The organism is Streptomyces sp. NPDC015139, from assembly GCF_043079785.1.
In the GTDB taxonomy this organism is placed as follows: Bacteria; Actinomycetota; Actinomycetes; order Streptomycetales; family Streptomycetaceae; genus Streptomyces; species Streptomyces albidocamelliae.
This window is the reverse complement of the sequence record NZ_JBIBUW010000004.1, coordinates 44,352-63,033: the sequence shown is the minus strand read 5'-3', so window position 1 is coordinate 63,033 and position 18,682 is coordinate 44,352. Positions and strand designations below refer to the sequence as shown.

Here is an 18,682-nt window from a genome sequence, read left to right as displayed (position 1 = left end):
GTGCCGGGTCAGGCCGCGGAGACCGGCGCGTAGGGCGCCAGGTCCGCCGCCAGTTCCTCGTGCACCCGGACCTTGAGCAGGGTGCCCTCCGCGGTGTGCTCCTCGGAGAGCACCTCGCCCTCGGTGTGGGCGCGGGCGACGAGCTTGCCGTGGGTGTACGGCACGAGTGCCTCGACCTCGACCGAGGGGCGGGGCAGGTCGCGGTCGATCAGGGCGAGCAGCTCCTCGATGCCCTGGCCGGTGCGGGCCGAGACGGCGATGGAGCGCTTCTCCACGCGCAGCAGCCGCTGGAGGACCAGCGGGTCGGCCGCGTCCGCCTTGTTGATCACGACGATCTCGGGCACGTCGGTGGCGCCGACGTCCCGGATCACCTCGCGCACGGCGGCGAGCTGCTCCTCCGGAGCGGGGTGCGAGCCGTCCACCACGTGCAGGATCAGGTCGGAGTCGCCGACCTCCTCCATGGTGGAGCGGAACGCCTCGACCAGGTGGTGCGGCAGGTGCCGGACGAAGCCGACGGTGTCCACCAGCGTGTGCAGGCGGCCGCTCGGGGTCTCCGCGCGGCGGACGGTCGGGTCCAGGGTCGCGAACAGGGCGTTCTCGACCAGGACGCCGGCGCCCGTGAGCCGGTTGAGCAGGGAGGACTTGCCGGCGTTGGTGTAGCCCGCGATGGCGACGGACGGCACCTTGTTCCGCCGGCGCTCCTGGCGCTTGATCTCGCGGCCGGTCTTCATCTCCGCGATCTCCCGGCGCATCTTCGCCATCTTCTCGCGGATCCGGCGCCGGTCGGTCTCGATCTTGGTCTCACCGGGACCACGCGTGGCGAGGCCGCCGCGACCGCCACCCATCTGCCGGGACAGCGACTGGCCCCAGCCTCGCAGCCGCGGCAGCATGTACTGCATCTGCGCGAGCGCGACCTGCGCCTTGCCCTCTCGGGACTTGGCGTGCTGGGCGAAGATGTCCAGGATCAGGGCCGTGCGGTCGATGACCTTGACCTTGACCACGTCCTCCAGCTGGATCAGCTGGCCGGGGCTGAGCTCACCGTCGCAGATGACGGTGTCCGCGCCCGTCTCGATGACGACGTCCCGCAGTTCGGCGGCCTTGCCGGAGCCGATGTAGGTGGCCGCGTCGGGCTTGTCGCGGCGCTGGATGACGCCGTCGAGGACCTGCGCGCCCGCCGTCTCCGCGAGGGCGGCCAGCTCCGCGAGGGAGTTGTCGGCGTCCTGGGCGGTTCCGGTGGTCCACACGCCGACGAGCACGACCCGCTCCAGGCGGAGCTGGCGGTACTCGACCTCGGTGACGTCCTCCAGCTCGGTGGACAGTCCCACCACGCGGCGCAGGGCGGCGCGCTCGGAACGGTCGAACTGTTCGCCGTCACGCTCGCCGTCGATCTCGTGGCTCCAGGCGACGTCCTCTTCCATCAGGGCATCGGCCCGAAGACCTTCGGGATAGGCGTGCGCGAGGCGCTGGGTGTCCTGGGAAGGGGAAGAAGAGGAGGTCATTGGATCCTTACGTCGATGGGAATGCCGTTGCGGCGCGTCCGGGAGGTACCTGGACCGCTCGTGGTGTCCAACGCTCGGGTACCCCGGGAGATTCCCGTGTCCCGTGCGGCGCCGACCGAATGATGGTCGCACGGGACGGCACGTCTCGTCACCGGGTTATCGCCGGGTGTGCGCCTTGGTGGCCTGGTCGGGCGGTGCGCTCTTCCAGTCGGGGTGGCCGGGCATGGGCGGGGTCTTCTCGCCGTACAGCCAGGCCTGGAAGAAGCCGCCCAGGTCGCGGCCGGCGACGGCCGAGGCCAGCCGCACGAAGTCGGCGGTGGTGGCGGTGGAGTCCCGGTGCTGCTGGACCCAGAGCCGTTCCAGCCGCTCGAAGGCGGGCCGGCCGATCTCCTGCCGCAGGGCGTACAGCACGAGCGCGGCGCCGTCGTAGATGTTGGGCCGGAAGATGCTGATCTTCTCGCCGGGCACGGGCGCCTTGGGCAGCGCGGGCGGGCCGCCGGACTGGCGCCAGCGGTCGGAGGCGCCGTAGGCGGCCTTCATGCGGTCCACCATGGGCCGCTTCGCGGTCTCCTCGGAGTACAGCGCCTCGTACCAGGTGGCATGGCCCTCGTTCAGCCAGACGTCGGACCAGGTGCGGGGGCTGACGCTGTCGCCGAACCACTGGTGGGACAGCTCGTGCACCATGACCGACTCGACGTACCACTTGGGGTAGGCGGGCTCGGTGAACAGTTCCTTCTCGAACAGCGAGAGGGTCTGGGTCTCCAGCTCGAAGCCGGTGGACGCCTGTGCCATGAGCACGCCGTACGTCTCGAAGGGGTACGTGCCGACCTTGTTCTCCAGCCAGGCGATCTGGCCGGGGGTCTTGGCGAGCCAGGGTTCGAGGGCCTTGCGGTCGGCGCTGGGCACGACGTCCCGGACGGGCAGGCCGTGCGGTCCCTGGCGGCGCACCACGGCGGAGCGGCCGATGGACACCTGGGCGAGTTCGGTGGCCATGGGGTGCTGGGTGCGGTAGGTCCAGGTGGTGGTGGTCCCGACCCGGTCCGCTCCGGCGGGCAGGCCGTTGGCGACGGCGGTCCAGCCGTTCGGCGCGGTGATGCGGAAGGTGAACATCGCCTTGTCGGAGGGGTGGTCGTTGCAGGGGAAGACCAGGTGCGCGGCGTCGGCCTGGTTGGCCATGGCCAGGCCGTCGGTGGTGCGCACCCACCCGCCCTCCTGGTTCTTGCCGGCGACGGGGTCGCTGGTGTGCCGCACGGTGATCCGGGTCCACAGGCCCCTGTGCAGGGAGTGGGCCGGGGTGACGACCAGGTCGTCGCCGGCCGTGGAGAAGTCGGCGGGGCGTCCGTCGACCTCGACGCTCTGGACGGTGCCGTGGGCGAAGTCGAGGTTCACGCGGTCGAGGTCGGCGGTGGTCCAGGCGTCGATGGTGGTGACGGCCTGCAGCGGCTTGTCGTTGGTGCCGGGGTAGGTGAGGTTCAGGTCGTACGAGGCAACGTCGTAGCCGGGATTGCCCAGGTACGGGTAGAGCCGGTCGCCGACGCCCAGGGGTTCGGCCGGGGCCGCGGCGGCGACGAGGCAGACGGAGACGGCGGAGGCGAGCAGGGCCGCCTTCCGGTGCCGGGTGATCCGGGGCTTGGACCGAAGGCGAGGGGTGAGCAGCATGGACCACCGCTACCAGTGCCTCCGGGCGTTGCGGCGGAGCCGCGCACCCGACCCACCCGAACGGGTTGGGGAGCGAGGTCCTTCCTGCCGCATGCCGGGCACCCGGGCCGAGGTCTCCGGTCGCCCTGCCGCGGGCCCGGGCACAGCCGTCGCTCAGCTCGCCGGGCCGGCGCGGGCCGACGGCTCGTCAGTGCTGGGCCCGGCCCACGTCGTACACCCCGGGCACGTCCCGCATGGCACGCATCAGGCCGGGAAGACGGGCCGCGTCGGGGAGCTGGAGGGTGTACGTGTGGCGCACGCGCTGCTGGCTGGGCGGTTCGACCGTGGCGGAGACGATCTCCGCGCCCTCCAGGGCGATCGCCTCGGTGAGATCGGCGAGCAGATGGGGGCGCCCGAACGATTCAGCGACCAGCGTGACCCGGCATTCGGCGGTGTCTCCCCAGCGCACGCCGATCTCCGCACGCCCCCGGCTCTTCATGGGCGCCACCGCCGCGCACTCCGCGCGGTGCACGGTCACCACTCCCCCGCGGACCGCGAAGCCGGTGATCTCGTCGGGCGGTACGGGTGTACAGCACCGGGCGAGCCGTACGGAGGCGCCTGGCAGGTCCGCGAGGACGTCGGCGCCGCGCGGCCGGGACGCGGGGGCGGTGTCCGCGGGGGCGGCGGATTCGGCCGGCGCACCCGTGGGGCGTGCGGGAGTGGCTGCCTCCTGCCGTCCGGGGCGGGTGCCGCTCGGCTCCCCGGTGTCGGCGTCGTCCCCCGGATGTGTCGCGAGCCAGCGCTGGATGGCGATGCGGGCGGCCGGGGTGTGGGCATGGTCCAGCCACTCGCGGGAGGGCTCGGAGGCGGGGTCCTGGCCCATGAGGAGCTGGACGGTGTCGCCGTCCTTGAGGACGGTGCTGAGCGTGGCGAGGCGGCCGTTGACACGGGCGCCGATGCAGGCGTGCGCGTCCTCGCCATACTGGGCGTAGGCGGCGTCCACACAGGTGGCTCCCTCGGGCAGGCCGAGGGTGCCGCCGTCGGGGCGGAACACGGTGATCTCGCGGTCCTGGGCGAGGTCCTCCCGCAGCGTGGACCAGAAGGTGTCGGGGTCGGGGGCGGCCTGCTGCCAGTCGAGGAGCCGGGAGAGCCAGCCGGGCCGGGTGGGGTCCGCGCGCTCGCCGTCGGCCGGGTCGTCGGCGCCCGGGGCGTACGGGTTCCCGAGCGCCACGACGCCCGCCTCGGCTACCTTGTGCATCTGGTGGGTACGGATGAGGACTTCGACGACCTGGCCGTCCGGTCGGGCGACGGCGGTGTGCAGCGACTGGTAGAGGTTGAACTTGGGTACGGCGATGAAGTCCTTGAACTCCGAGACGACCGGCGTCATACAGGTGTGCAGTTCGCCGAGGACGCCGTAGCAGTCGGCGTCCTCTCCCACCAGCACCAGCAGCCGGCCGAAGTCGGCGCCGCGCAGCTGGCCCCGCTTGCGGGCGACGCGGTGGACGGAGACGAAGTGCCGGGGGCGGATGAGGACTTCGGCCTGGATGTCGGACTCGCGCAGCACACCGCGCATCTCCTCGGCGACCTCGGCGAGGGGATCGGCCTCGCGCGCGGCGTTCCCGGCGATGAGTTCCCTGGTGTGCTCGTACTCCTCGGGGTGGAGGATGGCGAAGACCAGGTCCTCCAGCTCGGTCTTGAGGGCCTGCACGCCGAGGCGCTCGGCGAGCGGGATGAGGACGTCACGGGTGACCTTGGCGATCCGCTCCTGTTTCTCGGGGCGCATCACGCCGAGGGTGCGCATGTTGTGCAGGCGGTCGGCGAGTTTGATCGACATCACGCGCACGTCGCTGCCGGTGGCGACGAGCATCTTGCGGAAGGTCTCGGGTTCGGCGGCTGCCCCGTAGTCGACCTTCTCCAGTTTCGTGACCCCGTCGACGAGATAACGAACCTCTTCGCCGAACTGTTCCCGCACCTGCTCCAGCGTCACATCGGTGTCCTCGACCGTGTCGTGCAGCAGCGAGGCCGTCAGCGTCGTCGTCTCGGCGCCGAGTTCCGCGAGGATGAGGGTCACGGCGAGCGGGTGCGTGATGTACGGTTCCCCGCTCTTGCGCATCTGGCCGCGGTGCGAGGACTCCGCCAGGACGTAGGCGCGGCGCAGGGGTTCGAGGTCGGCGTCGGGATGGTGGGCTCGGTGCGCGTCCGCGACATGGCTGATCGCGTCGGGCAGTCTGCCGCGTACGGCGGGGCCGAGCAGTGCGACGCGGCCGAGCCGGCGCAGGTCGATCCGGGGCCGGGACTTCCGGCGGGCCGCCGTGGGCGCCACGGACGGCGTCAGCGCCTGTGGCGCCGGGGGCGCTACCGGGCCAGGCGTCGCAGGGTTCGTGGCCTCCGCACTCATGGGCACCTCCGGCTCGTGGACCGGTGGACGGGGCCCCAAGGGCGTACGAGGCTCAGGGATGGCGACGTTCCCCCGTCCGTGCCGGTGCTTGATGCTACCGAGCCCAACACGCCCGACCGACCGCCTCCGGGCGAGCGTGAAACGGATCACCCATTCGAGCGACCGCACCGAGGTTTAGGGTTTACGCCAAGTGCCCTTGAGTCGGCCGGGGTTTCGAACGACCCCGGCCGTGCGTACGTGCTGGTCCGTGTGGGCGGGGCCGCCGGCTCCCGGTCCGGCCGGATCAGCGGACGGCGTTTTCCAGCCATTCGGCGTCGATCTCGCCCTCGGCGACGATCACGGCGGGTCCGGTCATCTCGATCTCGCCGTCGGGCCGCTCGGTGATGACCAGGCGTCCGCCGGGCACGTCGACGGTGTACGTCGCCGGGGTGCCGGTGACGGCCGGGTCGGCCCCGTCGCGCCGCGCGGTGGCCACGGCGACGGCGCACGCGCCGGTGCCGCAGGAGCGGGTCTCGCCAGAACCGCGCTCGTGCACGCGCATGGCGACGTGGCGGGGGGCGCGGTCGACGACGAACTCGACGTTCACCCCGTCCGGGTAGGTGCCCGCGGGACTCACCGGCGGCGGGTCGAGCAGACGCCCGGCCTCTTCGAGGTCGGTCACGAAGGCGACCGCGTGGGGGTTGCCCAGGTTCACGTTGCGGGCGGGCCAGCTGTGCTCGCCGACGCTCACCGTGACGTCCCCCTCGGGGAGGCGGGCGCTGCCCATGCCGACGGTGACGTCACCGTCCTTCGCGATGTGGACGGACTTCACGCCCGCGCGCGTGGCGATCGTGAGGTCTCCTTCGGCCACCTGACCGGCGTGCTGGAGGTAGCGCGCGAACACACGGACGCCGTTGCCGCACATCTCCGCGATGGAGCCGTCGCTGTTGCGGTAGTCCATGAACCACTCGGCCTCGGCGGCCATGGCCCGGGCCTCCGGGTGCGCGGCGGACCGTACGACGTGCAGCACCCCGTCGCCGCCGATGCCGGCCCGGCGGTCGCACAGGGCGGCGACGGCGGCCGGGGTCAGGTCGAGGGCGTTCTCGGGGTCCGGGACGATCACGAAGTCGTTCTCGGTGCCGTGACCCTTGAGGAAGGCGATCCGCGTGCTCATTCCTCGATCGTACGGGAGCGCTCCGCCGGGGAGCCGATGAGGCGGGGGCGGTGGGAACCGTCCTAGCGGAGTCTCGCCACGCGCCAGACGGCGAGGACCACGACCACCGCGACCAGCAGGACGTAGCCGAGGACGACCCGCCAGTCGGAGCGGCGGCCGGAGCCGCGCGGCGGCAGGCCGGGCCACGTGTAGCCCACCCGGCGGGCGGCCATCATGCCCCACCCGGCGGCGCACGAGCAGATCAGCAGGCCGAGCATGGCGATGACGGCACCGCTGTCGCCGAAGTCGAAGGCGAGCGGGAAGGCGAACATCAGGGACCCGACGGCGGAGAGCCCCACGATGGGCGCGAGCTGCCAGATGCGCAGCCTGCGCTGCGGGCGCAGCTCGACCTCGACCTCCGGGCCGCCCGGGTACATCTCCTCCGGCGACGGCCCGTCGGCGGTGACACCGGCAGGCGTCTCGTCGGGTCCGTCGTCGGCCAGACGGTCCTCGGAGAGACGGTCCTCTGCCAGACGGTCGTCCGTCAGTGGATCTCCGGTCAGAGGATCTCCGGTCAGAGGGTCCTCGACGTGCTGCCGGTCGTCACCCTCAGTGGTGACGTGCTCGGCGCTTTGCGCGGTGTCGCGAGGGCCGGCCTCCATCGCCACGCGCCCTCCCAACTAGGCTCCACTTGGTCGATCGAAGCTCGATGATGGCACGAGGCCGAAGGCCGGGATGACCGGCGGCGCATCCCGATGCCATCACGTGATCAGGCTGTGACCGGTCGTTCGACCAACGTCAGGGCCAGCCTCGGCAGTTCCCCGCGGTCCGCCGAGGCCCCGCTCAGCCAGTGCACGCGGGGGTCCCGCCGGAACCAGGAATCCTGCCGGCGCGCGAAGCGCTTGGTGGCACGGACGGTCTCGGCCCGCGCTTCCGCTTCGGTGCACTCCCCCGCGAGCGCCGCGAGCACCTGCTGGTAACCGAGCGCACGCGACGCCGTGCGCCCCTCACGGAGCCCCTGCGCCTCCAGGGCGCGCACCTCGTCCACGAGGCCCTCGTCCCACATCCGGTCCACCCTGCGCGCGATACGGTCGTCCAGTTCCGGACGAGCCACGTCGACGCCGATCTGGACGGTGTCGTAGACGGAGTCGTGCCCCGGCAGGTTCGCGGTGAACGGCTGACCGGTGATCTCGATCACCTCGAGCGCCCGGACGATACGGCGGCCGTTGCTCGGCAGGATCGCACGGGCGGCCTCGGGGTCGGCGGCGGCCAGGCGGGCGTGCAGCGCACCGGGGCCGCGCAGCGCGAGCTCCTCCTCCAGCCGGGCCCGGACCTCGGGGTCGGTGCCCGGGAACTCGAGGTTGTCGACCGCCCCGCGGACGTACAGGCCGGAGCCGCCGACCAGGATCGGCCAGCGGCCCTCGGCGAGCAGAGCGTCGATCCGCGCGCGGGCCAGTTTCTGGTACTCGGCGACCGAGGCGGTGACCGTCACGTCCCAGATGTCCAGCAGATGGTGCGGGACGCCGCCGCGTTCCTCGGGCGTCAGCTTGGCGGTGCCGATGTCCATCCCCCGGTACAGCTGCATCGAGTCGGCGTTGACGACCTCGCCGTCGAGCTGCTGGGCCAGAAAGACGCCGAGATCGGACTTTCCGGCCGCGGTGGGACCTACGACGGCGATGACGCGCGGGGCGACGGATGCACTGCTCACCGCACCAGTCTCGCAAACCTCCGGACGGGCTCTCGAACGAGTTACGTGACGGCGCGTGAACCGGGTCGTTGCCCGTGGCGAGGTGCCGCCTGCCCGGACTCCCGGAGGCGGTGACCCGGGCGGCGCAACCCTACGCACCGGGTGACGCGGGAATTCGCCCGCACGAGTACCGTATGGAGTGGATATGGGCGTGTTTGCACGACTCCTCGGCAGGTCGAAGGCGACGCAGGAGCCGTCGGCCGCCGAGGCCCCGGCCGGTTGCGAGCCGGACGAGGCCGAGGCGGCAGCGGAGTCGGCGGAGGCGAAGGGAGCCGAACCGGCGGAGGCGCGGGGCTCGGCCGAGGAGGAGCGCGAGGACGTGCCGGCACGGATCGAGGCCGGTACGGAGGACGACGCTTCCCAGAGCACCGGCATCCCCAAGCAGCAGTCCGCCGAGGAGGCCGCCGACAACGAGGCCGGCGACGGCGCCCGCAGGTGACTGTCCCGTGAGGGAAGGTCCGTGAGGGAAGGTGGACCATGGGTCTGATGGACAACGTGAAGGCCAAGCTCGCGCCGGCCAAGGACAAGGTGTCGGATCTCGCGCGACAGCACGGGGGCAAGGTCCAGCACGGTATCGACAAGGCCGCGAAGGCCGTCGACGAGCGGACCAAGGGCAAGTACAGCGAGAAGATCCACGCGGGCACGGACAAGGCGAAGGATGCGATGGACCGCCTCGCGCACAAGGAGGGCACGCACACGACGGCGAGCCCCACCGACCCGGTGACCCCCACCCGGCCGGAAGGCCCACCGCCGACCTCCTGATCCTGACGGTTCGGGCCCGCTCACCGGTCTCCGTCGGTACGACAGGGCGATCGTCCCGACGGACCGGTGAGAACCTGCGGCACAGTGATCGTCCCGGCGGAACGGTGACCGCCCCGGCAACTCGGTGATCGCCCCGGCGGGCACGCCGACGGCGTGAAGCGGCGGAGCGGACGACTGACGGACGGCCGCGGAGCCGAACGGCTCCCGGCCGTCCGGCATGTCCGCTAGGACCAGGTGGCGACCAGGTATCCCACGCCGTACGGCGCGTCCTCGTACAGCAGGTTCCCGCCGAGGTCCGCGCCCTCGGCGGCTCCCGCCAGCACCTGCCAGGGGGCGCGGCCGGCGGCCTTCAGCTCCTGTGCCAGCTCGGCGTCCAGCGCCCGGACCCCGGCCACGTCCGCCGCGCCCAGCACCCGCGCGACCTCGGCGTCGAAGGGCGCCGCCCGCTCGTCGAGGTACCCCGGTGCCTTGACGGAGCGGCAGGCGCTGGCGTCTCCCATCACCAGCAGCGCAACCCGTCCGGCCCGGGCGCCGATCTCCCGTCCCACGTCGACGCACCGCTCGGGCGCGAGCGGTTCGCCGATGCCGAGTCCCTCGATCGGGGCGTCCGCCCAGCCGGTCCGCTCCAGCAGCCAGGCGCCGACGGCCAGCGACGGCGGCAGCTCCCGCTCGGGGACGGTCTCCGGCGCGGCGCCCAGCCGGACGTCCAGGTCGACCCCGAACCCGCGGAAGGAGCCCGGGCTGCCCTGCGGGAACGGACCGCGCCCGCTCTGCTCGGCGGGCCCGAGGACCACCAGCAGATCCGGGCGGGCGGCGGCGAGCACGCCGAGCGCGTCCGCGCACGCGGCGCGCGCCGCGTCCAGTTCGGGCGCGGCGCCGGCGGCGACCTCGGGCACGAGCAGCGGCGGACAGGGGCAGACTGCGGCGGCGACAAGCATGATCGGCAGCGTACGCCGTCAGCGACCGATCAGCCCGGAGTGGGAGTCGGGCCCGATCGGCCCGAGTCCCACTCCGGCTCGGTGCACAGGTCGCGTGCCGGGGCCGGTCCAGGCGCACGAACTCCGCGCTCCCCGCGTCCCGACTGCCAGCCAGTGCCCGGCTGTGTCCGGTCAGTCGCAGCCGCAGCCGCTGCCCGTGGCGACCGGCAGCGGCGCCGGCACACCGATCTTCGGCAGACCGAGCATGACGCCGGCCGGCTTGGCGGCCTCGGCGGCGTTGCGCTTCTCCCAGGCATCCCCCGCGCGCGTGCGGCGCACGTCGAGGACGGCGCCCTCGGCGAGGAGGTGGTGCGGGGCGGCGTACGTCACCTCGACGGTGACCACGTCACCGGGGCGCACCTCCTGCTCCGGCTTGGTGAAGTGGACCAGGCGGTTGTCGGCGGCGCGGCCGGAGAGACGGTGGGTGGCGCCGTCCTTGCGGCCCTCGCCCTCGGCGACCATCAGCTCCAGGGTGCGGCCGACCTGCCTCTTGTTCTCCTCCCAGGAGATCTCCTCCTGAAGGGCGACGAGACGCTCGTAGCGCGCCTGGACGACCTCCTTGGGGATCTGGTCCTCCATCGTGGCGGCCGGGGTGCCGGGGCGCTTGGAGTACTGGAAGGTGAAGGCCTGGGCGAACCGCGCCTCGCGCACCACGTGCAGCGTCTGCTCGAAGTCCTCCTCGGTCTCGCCGGGGAAGCCCACGATGATGTCGGTGGTGATCGCGGCGTGCGGGATGGCCGCCCGCACCTTCTCGATGATCCCGAGGTACCGCTCCTGCCGGTAGGAGCGGCGCATCGCCTTCAGGACGGTGTCCGAGCCGGACTGCAGCGGCATGTGCAGCTGCGGCATCGCGTTCGGCGTCTCGGCCATGGCGGCGATGACGTCGTCCGTGAAGTCGCGCGGATGCGGGGAGGTGAACCTGACCCGCTCCAGCCCCTCGATCCGTCCGCACGCGCGCAGCAGCTTGCTGAAGGCCTCGCGGTCGCCTATGTCCGAGCCGTAGGCGTTGACGTTCTGACCGAGCAGCGTGATCTCGGACACGCCCTCGGCGACCAGCGCCTCCACCTCGGCGAGGATGTCGCCGGGGCGGCGGTCCTTCTCCTTGCCGCGCAGCGCGGGGACGATGCAGAAGGTGCAGGTGTTGTTGCAGCCGACGGAGATAGAGACCCAGGCCGCGTAGGCGCTCTCCCGCCGGGTCGGCAGGGTGGACGGGAACGCCTCCAGCGACTCGGCGATCTCGACCTGCGCCTCCTCCTGGACGCGGGCGCGCTCCAGCAGCACGGGCAGCTTGCCGATGTTGTGGGTACCGAAGACGACGTCCACCCAGGGTGCCCGGCTCACGATGGTGTCGCGGTCCTTCTGCGCGAGGCAGCCGCCGACCGCGATCTGCATACCGGGCCGCGAGGCCTTCCTCGGCGCGAGCCGGCCGAGGTTGCCGTAGAGCCGGTTGTCGGCGTTCTCCCGTACGGCGCAGGTGTTGAAGACGACGACGTCCGCGTCCCCGTCCGAGCCCTCGGGCGCGCGCACGTATCCGGCCTCCTCCAGCAGTCCGGACAATCGCTCGGAGTCGTGGACGTTCATCTGGCACCCGTAGGTGCGGATCTCGTACGTCTTGGATGATCGAACGTCCACTGCCGGGCTCCGGTCGCTGCTGCTGGTCATGCATCAAGAGTAGGCGGTTCCCCGGAGCCCCTTTTCCCGCGCTTCCCGGAGGGGACGGCCCCGCTTCCGGGGCGACCGGCTACTCGTCCGGCACACGCAGGATCGCCAGGGTGATGTTGTCGGGGCCGCCCTCCGCGATGGCGGCCTTCCACAGCTCGAAGGCCGCCCGGCTGTCGTCGTGCTCGCGCATCACCTCGTCGATCGCCTCCGGCGGCAGCGGATCGGTCAGACCGTCGGTGCAGATGAGGTAGCGGGCGCCGGGCGTCAGGGGCTCGATCGTGACGTGGGGGCGGACGGCCCGGTACACGCGGGTGCCGCCCAGGCACTGGGTCACGATGGAGGTGGTGCGCCTTCCGGGTTCGAGCGGGGGGCTGTCGTCGACACTCACCTGACGGAGCCCGTCCCCCGAGGCCGCGAGGACCCGGCTGTCGCCGACGTTGAACACCAGCAGCGAGTCGGGCAGTACGACGGCGCCGGCGACCGTCGTCCCCATGGCGGCGAACTCACCTCCCGCGTCGCCGCCGGCGGCCTCGTACACGGCACGGTTGCAGGCGCTGAGCGCGTCACGGACGGCGTCCTCGTCGCTCAGGGCGGGCCCGTTCATCGCGATCCGGCGCACGACCAGCGCGCTCGCCACATCGCCGCCGGGATGCCCGCCGAGCCCGTCGGCGACGGCGACGACCAGGGGTGTGCCGGTCGGGAAGACGAGGGTCTGCGGGCTCTCGGTCACCGTGGCGCACAGCGTCCACGGCCCGACCACGAGGCTGTCCTCGTTGCGTTCGCGGAGCAGCCCCGGATGACTCAGCGCACTCACCGCCACGTACCGCATGGAACGCCACCGCCTTCCGCGCGGGAGGCACCGCCGACCCAGTGGTCCTCTCCGGATCCGGAACGACCGCGAACCCCGGCCGAGCCGCCGCCACTGGTCCTTCCTTCAAGGGTAGGCCGCCCCGTGGATGCGCATCCGGTCGTCCTTCCTTCAGCACCCCCGTGCGCGCGTCGGTGCCGGAAACCCGGTGGAGGGTCCGGCCCGGCGGTGTCTAAGGTCGCCGAATGAGTACTCGCACCTTCCGCGTCACCGTGCGCGGTGTCTTCGACGGTCTCACCGAGGCACAGCGGGCCTCGCTGCTGGCCGACGCCGCCCGACACGACGTCCTGAAAGCCGCGTTCACCGCCGAGGGACACCTCACCTACGACATCGCCGCCCGGCCGGCCTTCACCTTCCGCTTCTCCGACACGGGGGGAGGAAGAGGAGGACATCCTGGAGGCGGCCGAGCGGGCCGAGGAGGCGGCGAGGACCTGGCTGACCGAGCGCGGCTACGGCTTCAAGAACCTGCGGTCCACCGCCGAGGACCTCTCCCAGGCGCCTCTGAGCAAGCGGCAGCGTCGAGCGGCCCGTTCACTCGACTCATAAACTTGCGCACTCAAGGAGACAGCAATGAACGGAGGAACCGGCGGCCATGAGTGACGCCCTGGACGCGGCGCTGCGGCTGGTACGGGCGCAGGCGACGCTCGTACGACGGTTCGATGCCCGGCTGAGCGGCCTGCACGGGGTCAGCCTGGCCGACTTCACGCTGCTGCTACGGCTGGGTGAGGCTCCCGGCGGCCGGATGCGCCGGGTCGATCTGGCCGAGGCGCTGGGGCTGACGGCTTCCGGGGTCACCCGGGGACTGGCCCCGCTGGAGAGGATCGGACTGGTGACCCGCGAACCGGACGCCCGGGACGCGCGCGTCGCCTACGCCTCGCTGACCGGGACGGGCCGGCAACGGCTCCGGGAGATGGTGGCCACGGCCGAGGAGACCGCCGGGGAGTTGTTCGCCGGCCCGGCGTGGGGCGGGGACGACCTCGCGCTGCTGTCGGGCCTGCTGACCCGACTCGGCGGAACAGGGCTTGCCGGGCGCTGAGTTCGGCCCGCCTGTCCGAGCGGCCTTCCGGTCGCCGGCACCGGAGACGGGAGCGGGTCGCCACTTCCCGCGGATGGCGACCCGGTCACGGTTTCCGGTCAGCACTGACGTGAACTCGCCGTGTGGCACGTCACGTTGCGAGGTGGCCGGTTTGTGAGGGGCCGGTGAGGGCGGCCATGGCATGCTCATGGCCCATCACCGAGTTACCGACTGGTTCTACCTGCGAGTAGGCCGTTCCTCGGTGCATGTCGAGTACCTCTTCGCCACCCCCCACCTCCTTCAGGAACAACCTTGCGCAGACGCATGAGGCACAGGCGTGTCCTGCTGCCCGCCTTCGCCGTGACCACCCTCTTCCTCGCCTCCGCCTGCTCCTCGCCGGCACCGCACGCCGAGCGGTCGGCGGCGGCGGCCGAGCACGGGCAGCGGATCAAGACCGACACCGCCCCCGCCGACGACCACTCGGACCACTCGCTCACCGTCGCCGCCGCTCCCACCGCCACCGCGACCGCCACGGCCGGTCCGGGCACCGCCGGCCGGCAGGCGCACCGGACCACCCTCAAGGTCAGCTCGTACGACAGCCGCACCCGGCGTGCCGTCATCTCCGACAAGGCCAAGGGGAAGGGGAGTTCACCGAGCGCGACACCCACCCCCTCCGCCGGCTCGACCGCCCCTCCCCGCACGGCCGCCGTCGGCGACGTCATCGCCAGCGCGCCCGCGCCGGGCGCGCCGCACGGGCTGCTCGCCAAGGTCACCAAGGTGATCGGCGAGACCGATCACGGCACGGAGGTGCAGACGGAACCGGCCGCGCTGAACGCGCTGCTCGGCGACGACACCGCGAAGGGCGACGTGCCGGTCGACCCGTCCGCGTTCACCGTCGACAAGCTGCTGCCCGATGTGAAGGTGTCCTGGTCCAAGGTCGGTGACGTGCACGTCGGCCCCAAGGGCGCGAAGGTGCCGCTCGGCAGCCTGCGGCTCGACGTGAGCGCCGAGATCCCCACGGCCAAGGACGCACCGGTCTCCGCCACCGCCTCCATGCACGGCTTCGTCCAGGTCGCACCGCAGGTCGACTTCGCCTACGGCGGCGCCGGGACCGACACCGCACCCGGGTCGGCGTACCTGGGTGTGTCCGGTGACTGGACCTCCGGCTGGGCGGTCAAGGGCCGGGCCGCCGCGGCCACCGGAACACCGCTGCGCATCCCGTTCGCCAAGCTGCACGCCGACCCCGTCCTCCAGGTGGGTCCCGTCCCGGTCGTCGTCAACCTGGACCTCACCTGCTACGCGCAGATCAGCGGCGACGGGCATGTCACCGTCGACGTCGAGCAGAGCCTCAAGGGCGACTTCAAGGCGGGCGGCACCTTCGGCCCGGCCAGGGGATGGACGCCGGTCAGCTCCTCGGACATGACGAGCACCCCGGTACGCGCGTCGCTCAGCTCGGCCGGAAGCGTGAAGACAGCGCTCGGCGCCGAGGCCTCCGTCGGTCTCTACGGCACCGTCGGCGTCACCGCGGACCTCGCCCCCTATCTGCGCGGCGAAGCCGCCGGGACGGTCACCGCCTCCTCCGACGGCAGCCGGCCGACGGCCGAGGGCACCTGGGCCGCGTACGGCGGCGTCGACCTGTCCGGCACCCTGCGGCTGCAGCTGTCCATCTTCGGCACGCCGGTCATCCAGCGGAGCATCCCGCTGGGCGCCCTGCACCGCGAGTGGAAACTGGCGGGCGGCTCGCTGGGGGCCTAGCGGTCACTCCGGCACCGTGAGCCGGGTTCTCGCGCCCGAGTCGCCTCCGGCACGCGAGCCCGGTTCCGGCACCGTGCGCGGCGCGTGGACGTACCGGACGGCTCAGCCCGGTATCCAGCCCTGGCCGCGCAGCACGGCCGACACGTCCGGCGCCCGGTAGTGCTCCCCCTTGAGGACCTTGCCGTCGGCCCGGCGGGCGACCTGCCCGTCCGGGCCGAGCTTGCTCATGTTGGCGCGGTGGATCTCGGCGATCACCTCGTCGAGGTCGATGCCGTGGACCAGAGCCGTGCCGTACGCCACGTAGACCACGTCCGCCAGCTCGTGCGCGAGCCGGTCCAGCGGGCCCTCGACGGCGACCTCGGCGACCTCCGCGGCCTCCTCGGCGAGCAGTTCCCCGCGGTGGGCGGCCAGTTCGGGGGACACCTCCGCGGGCGTGCTGCGGGTGTCGAGGCCGAAGGCGCGGTGGAACTCACGGACGAGGCCGGCGGGCGAAGTGGTCATACGCCGACTCTAAGGGCGGCCACTGACAGAGCCCTCGGGCCGTCCCGGCGGGGCCTTCCTGCCCCGGAGTGACCTCGGCCCTGGCCAGCCTCGCGCGTCGCCTGGCAGGATCGCCGCCATGGCCAAGGTTTTCCCCCGTATCAGCAGGCGCCGGGCGCTGCAGAGCGCGACCGTCGGTGCCGTGGCCCTCGGGCTGCTGCTGTGGTGGCTGCTGCCCCTGGGCGAGAAGCCGCCGAGCGGGACCATCGTGTTCAGCACCGGGACGTCACGGGGCGTCTACCAGGAGTACGGCGAGCGGCTGCGCAACGAGATGGCCAAGGACATGCCGGACCTGGAGGTGAAGCTCCTCAAGAGCGCCGGTTCGCAGGAGAACGTCCAGCGGGTGGCCACCGGGAAGGCGGACTTCACCATCGCGGCGGCCGACGCCGTGGAGACGTACGAGCTGCGCCACGGCGAGGGCGCCGGGCGGCTGCGCGGCGTCGCCAGGCTCTACGACGACTACGTGCAGCTCGTCGTGCGCCGCGGCTCCGCCATCAAGAGCGTCGCCGACCTGCGGCACAAGCGGGTGGCGACCGGGCTGCCCGACTCGGGCGTCCGGTTGATCGCCAACCGGGTGCTGCGGGCGTCGGGGATCGACCCGCGCAAGGACATCACGCCGGTCGCCGACGGCATCGACATCGGGCCGGGACGGCTACAGCAGGGGAAGATCGACGCCTTCTTCTGGTCGGGCGGCCTGCCCACCAAGGGGCTGGTCACGCTCGCGAAGAAGTCCGCGTTCTCCTTCGTGCCGATCGACGACGAGCTGATCGCGAGGCTGCACGACGAAGGCCAGGAGGCCCGCTACTACCGGGCCGCCAACATCCCCGAATCCGCCTATCCCGCCGTGCAGCAGGGCCTTCAGGTACCGACGATCGCGGTGTCCAACGTGCTGATCACCCGCGCGGACGTCGATCCGCGGCTGACCGAGTGGGTGACCCGTACGGTGATCGACAGCCGTGACGGCATCGGCGCCCACGTCCACTCGGCGCAGCTGGTCGACCTGCGTACCGCGATCTACACCGACCCGCTGCCCCTCCAGGAGGGCGCCCGGCGCTACTACCGGTCGATGAAGCCCTAGCCGGCGTTCCGCCGCGGGTGTCCGCCTCCGGGCATCGCCCACCGCGCGCCGGCGGGCAGGCCCCGGCCCCTCGCAGCCGGTTCCCCGACCGGCCATCGCCCCACCGGACTGGCCTCGAACCGGACAGGCCCAGGAACCGGGCAGGTCCAGGAGCCGGGCAGGCCCAGTAACCCGACAGGCCCTCGAACCGGTCAGACCCGCTGCCCGCTGTCCGCGTTCCGCGGCACCGAGACCGTCACCCGCAGCCCGCGCGGCTCGTGGTGGCTGTAGTCGATCGAGCCGCCGCCCGCAGCGAGCAGGGCGCGCGTGATCGACAGGCCGAGGCCCGAGCCCTTGACGTTCTGGTGCCGGCCGCTGCGCCAGAAGCGGTCGCCCACGCGCTCGAGTTCCTCGCCGGTGAGTCCGGGGCCGGTGTCGGTGACGACGACCGTGGAGGTGTCGCCGTCCGCGGAGACGCTGACCTCGACGGTGCCTCCTTCGGGTGTGAACTTCACGGCGTTGTCGATCACCGCGTCCAGTGCACTGGACAGGGCGATCGGGTCGGCCCAGGCGGTGAGGGGCGGGCGGTCGCCGGTGAGCCGGACGTCCTTGGCGGCGGCGGCCGGTGACCAGGCGGCCACCCGCTCCTCGGCCAGGGCTCCGATGTCGGTCAGCCTGAGGTCCGCCTCGGCGTGCTCGGCCAGCGCCAGGTCGAGCAGGTCGTCCAGGACCTGCGCGAGGCGCTTGCCCTCGGTGCGGACCGAGGCGATCTCCTCGTTGCCCTCGGGGAGCTCCAGGGCGAGCAGTTCGATGCGCAGCAGCAGCGCCGAGAGCGGGTTGCGCAGCTGGTGCGAGGCGTCGGCGACGAAGGCGCGCTGCTGCTCCAGCACGTCCTCGACGTTGTCCGCCATCTCGTTGAACGAGCGGGCCAGCCGTCTGAGTTCCGGCGGGCCGCCGCCCACCGCCACGCGGGACTTCAGGCGTCCGGTGGCGATGTCGTGGGTGGTGGCGTCCAGGATCCGTACGGGGCGCAGTACCCAGCCGGTCAGGCGCAGCGCGGCGCCGACGGCGAGCAGCATGGCCGCGATCTCGCCGGCTCCGATGAACAGCCAGCCGCGCAGGATCTGCGACCGCATCTGCCCGGTGGGCGAGTCGGTGACCACCACCGCGACGACGTCCCCGTCCCGGATCACGGGGGAGGCGACGACCAGCCGGCTGCGCTGCCAGGGCCACACCTGCTTCGGGTCGTGGCTGCGGCGGCTGAGCAGCGCCTCGTCGAACGCCTCGCGCACCTCCCCCGCGGACGGTACGAACCAGTCCCCGGGTGCGTTGGCCATCGCCGAACCGTTGCGGTAGAAGACACCCGCGCGTATGCCGTAGACGCCGTAGTAGCTCTCCATCTCGCTGCGCAGGGTCTCCCACCGCCCGTCGGTGGTGGTGCGGCGGGAGCCGCTGGGCCCGTCGCTGACGAACTGGGCGAGCGCGGCGAAGCGTGCCGTGTCGTCGATCCGGTCCACGACGACCCGCTGCTGCTGGCCGGCGGCCCAGCTGACGGCCAGCGGGACGCCGAGGGCGAGCAGGACGGCCGCCAGCAGGACGATGAGCAGCGGGAGGAGCCGTGTACGCACCCGT

The 18,682-nt window shown here is 72.4% G+C and carries 16 protein-coding genes and 1 pseudogene; 6 read left to right on the top strand and 11 right to left on the bottom strand.

Annotation, left to right across the window (positions count from 1 at the left end):
* Nucleotides 1-8: 8 nt before the first annotated feature.
* The 6 genes from hflX to miaA all read right to left on the bottom strand — a co-directional run bounded on the left by hflX (nucleotide 9) and on the right by miaA (nucleotide 8,375).
* Nucleotides 9-1,499, bottom strand: a complete 1,491-nt coding sequence (gene hflX / locus ACF08B_RS12710; RefSeq protein WP_392317340.1) for a GTPase HflX — start codon at nucleotides 1,497-1,499, stop codon at nucleotides 9-11.
* 156 nt (nucleotides 1,500-1,655) lie between these two features.
* Nucleotides 1,656-3,158, bottom strand: a complete 1,503-nt coding sequence (locus ACF08B_RS12705) for a M1 family metallopeptidase (RefSeq protein ID WP_392317339.1) — start codon at nucleotides 3,156-3,158, stop codon at nucleotides 1,656-1,658.
* A gap of 187 nt (nucleotides 3,159-3,345) precedes the next feature.
* Nucleotides 3,346-5,535 (bottom strand): RelA/SpoT family protein, encoded by a 2,190-nt coding sequence (locus ACF08B_RS12700; protein ID WP_392317338.1) that lies wholly within the window; start codon nucleotides 5,533-5,535, stop codon nucleotides 3,346-3,348.
* A gap of 283 nt (nucleotides 5,536-5,818) precedes the next feature.
* Nucleotides 5,819-6,688, bottom strand: coding sequence for a diaminopimelate epimerase (dapF, locus tag ACF08B_RS12695; RefSeq protein ID WP_392317337.1), 870 nt, complete (start codon nucleotides 6,686-6,688; stop codon nucleotides 5,819-5,821).
* 62 nt (nucleotides 6,689-6,750) lie between these two features.
* Nucleotides 6,751-7,329, bottom strand: coding sequence for a hypothetical protein (locus ACF08B_RS12690; RefSeq protein ID WP_392317717.1), 579 nt, complete (start codon nucleotides 7,327-7,329; stop codon nucleotides 6,751-6,753).
* 107 nt (nucleotides 7,330-7,436) lie between these two features.
* Complete coding sequence (gene miaA, locus ACF08B_RS12685) at nucleotides 7,437-8,375, bottom strand: tRNA (adenosine(37)-N6)-dimethylallyltransferase MiaA (protein ID WP_093474149.1); 939 nt, start codon at nucleotides 8,373-8,375, stop codon at nucleotides 7,437-7,439.
* Nucleotides 8,376-8,559: 184 nt separating this feature from the next.
* Here miaA and ACF08B_RS12680 point away from each other — a divergent pair, with 184 nt between their 5' ends.
* Both ACF08B_RS12680 and ACF08B_RS12675 read left to right on the top strand, forming a co-directional pair.
* Nucleotides 8,560-8,853, top strand: coding sequence for a hypothetical protein (locus ACF08B_RS12680; protein ID WP_392317336.1), 294 nt, complete (start codon nucleotides 8,560-8,562; stop codon nucleotides 8,851-8,853).
* A 38-nt stretch (nucleotides 8,854-8,891) separates the two neighbouring features.
* The gene (locus ACF08B_RS12675; protein WP_392317335.1) at nucleotides 8,892-9,176 is read left to right on the top strand and encodes an antitoxin; all 285 of its coding nucleotides are present in this window, start codon (nucleotides 8,892-8,894) and stop codon (nucleotides 9,174-9,176) included.
* A 224-nt stretch (nucleotides 9,177-9,400) separates the two neighbouring features.
* Here the strand turns inward: ACF08B_RS12675 and ACF08B_RS12670 are convergent, their stop codons facing one another.
* The 3 genes from ACF08B_RS12670 to ACF08B_RS12660 form a co-directional block, all read right to left on the bottom strand.
* The gene (locus ACF08B_RS12670; RefSeq protein ID WP_392317334.1) at nucleotides 9,401-10,114 is read right to left on the bottom strand and encodes a class III extradiol dioxygenase subunit B-like domain-containing protein; all 714 of its coding nucleotides are present in this window, start codon (nucleotides 10,112-10,114) and stop codon (nucleotides 9,401-9,403) included.
* A gap of 171 nt (nucleotides 10,115-10,285) precedes the next feature.
* On the bottom strand, nucleotides 10,286-11,815 hold the full coding sequence (gene miaB / locus ACF08B_RS12665; RefSeq protein WP_392317333.1) for a tRNA (N6-isopentenyl adenosine(37)-C2)-methylthiotransferase MiaB: 1,530 nt from the start codon (nucleotides 11,813-11,815) through the stop codon (nucleotides 10,286-10,288).
* 79 nt (nucleotides 11,816-11,894) lie between these two features.
* Nucleotides 11,895-12,644, bottom strand: a complete 750-nt coding sequence (locus ACF08B_RS12660) for a PP2C family protein-serine/threonine phosphatase (RefSeq protein ID WP_392317332.1) — start codon at nucleotides 12,642-12,644, stop codon at nucleotides 11,895-11,897.
* 224 nt (nucleotides 12,645-12,868) lie between these two features.
* Here ACF08B_RS12660 and ACF08B_RS12655 point away from each other — a divergent pair.
* The 3 genes and pseudogenes from ACF08B_RS12655 to ACF08B_RS12645 all read left to right on the top strand — a co-directional run bounded on the left by ACF08B_RS12655 (nucleotide 12,869) and on the right by ACF08B_RS12645 (nucleotide 15,453).
* A pseudogene (locus ACF08B_RS12655) lies at nucleotides 12,869-13,229 on the top strand (DUF6204 family protein).
* 46 nt (nucleotides 13,230-13,275) lie between these two features.
* Nucleotides 13,276-13,719, top strand: coding sequence for a MarR family winged helix-turn-helix transcriptional regulator (locus tag ACF08B_RS12650; protein ID WP_392317331.1), 444 nt, complete (start codon nucleotides 13,276-13,278; stop codon nucleotides 13,717-13,719).
* Between the two features lie 303 nt (nucleotides 13,720-14,022).
* Nucleotides 14,023-15,453 (top strand): hypothetical protein, encoded by a 1,431-nt coding sequence (locus ACF08B_RS12645; RefSeq protein ID WP_392317330.1) that lies wholly within the window; start codon nucleotides 14,023-14,025, stop codon nucleotides 15,451-15,453.
* A gap of 102 nt (nucleotides 15,454-15,555) precedes the next feature.
* On the opposite strand, the gene ACF08B_RS12640 is transcribed toward ACF08B_RS12645, so the two are convergent.
* Nucleotides 15,556-15,954 (bottom strand): MazG nucleotide pyrophosphohydrolase domain-containing protein, encoded by a 399-nt coding sequence (locus ACF08B_RS12640; RefSeq protein ID WP_093474162.1) that lies wholly within the window; start codon nucleotides 15,952-15,954, stop codon nucleotides 15,556-15,558.
* A 118-nt stretch (nucleotides 15,955-16,072) separates the two neighbouring features.
* Between ACF08B_RS12640 and ACF08B_RS12635 the strand changes: the two genes are divergently transcribed.
* The gene (locus ACF08B_RS12635) at nucleotides 16,073-17,071 is read left to right on the top strand and encodes a TAXI family TRAP transporter solute-binding subunit (protein ID WP_392317329.1); all 999 of its coding nucleotides are present in this window, start codon (nucleotides 16,073-16,075) and stop codon (nucleotides 17,069-17,071) included.
* 191 nt (nucleotides 17,072-17,262) lie between these two features.
* On the opposite strand, the gene ACF08B_RS12630 is transcribed toward ACF08B_RS12635, so the two are convergent.
* Entirely contained in the window at nucleotides 17,263-18,678 is a 1,416-nt protein-coding gene (locus tag ACF08B_RS12630) for a sensor histidine kinase (RefSeq protein ID WP_392317328.1), read from the bottom strand.
* Between the last annotated feature and the right edge of the window lie 4 nt (nucleotides 18,679-18,682).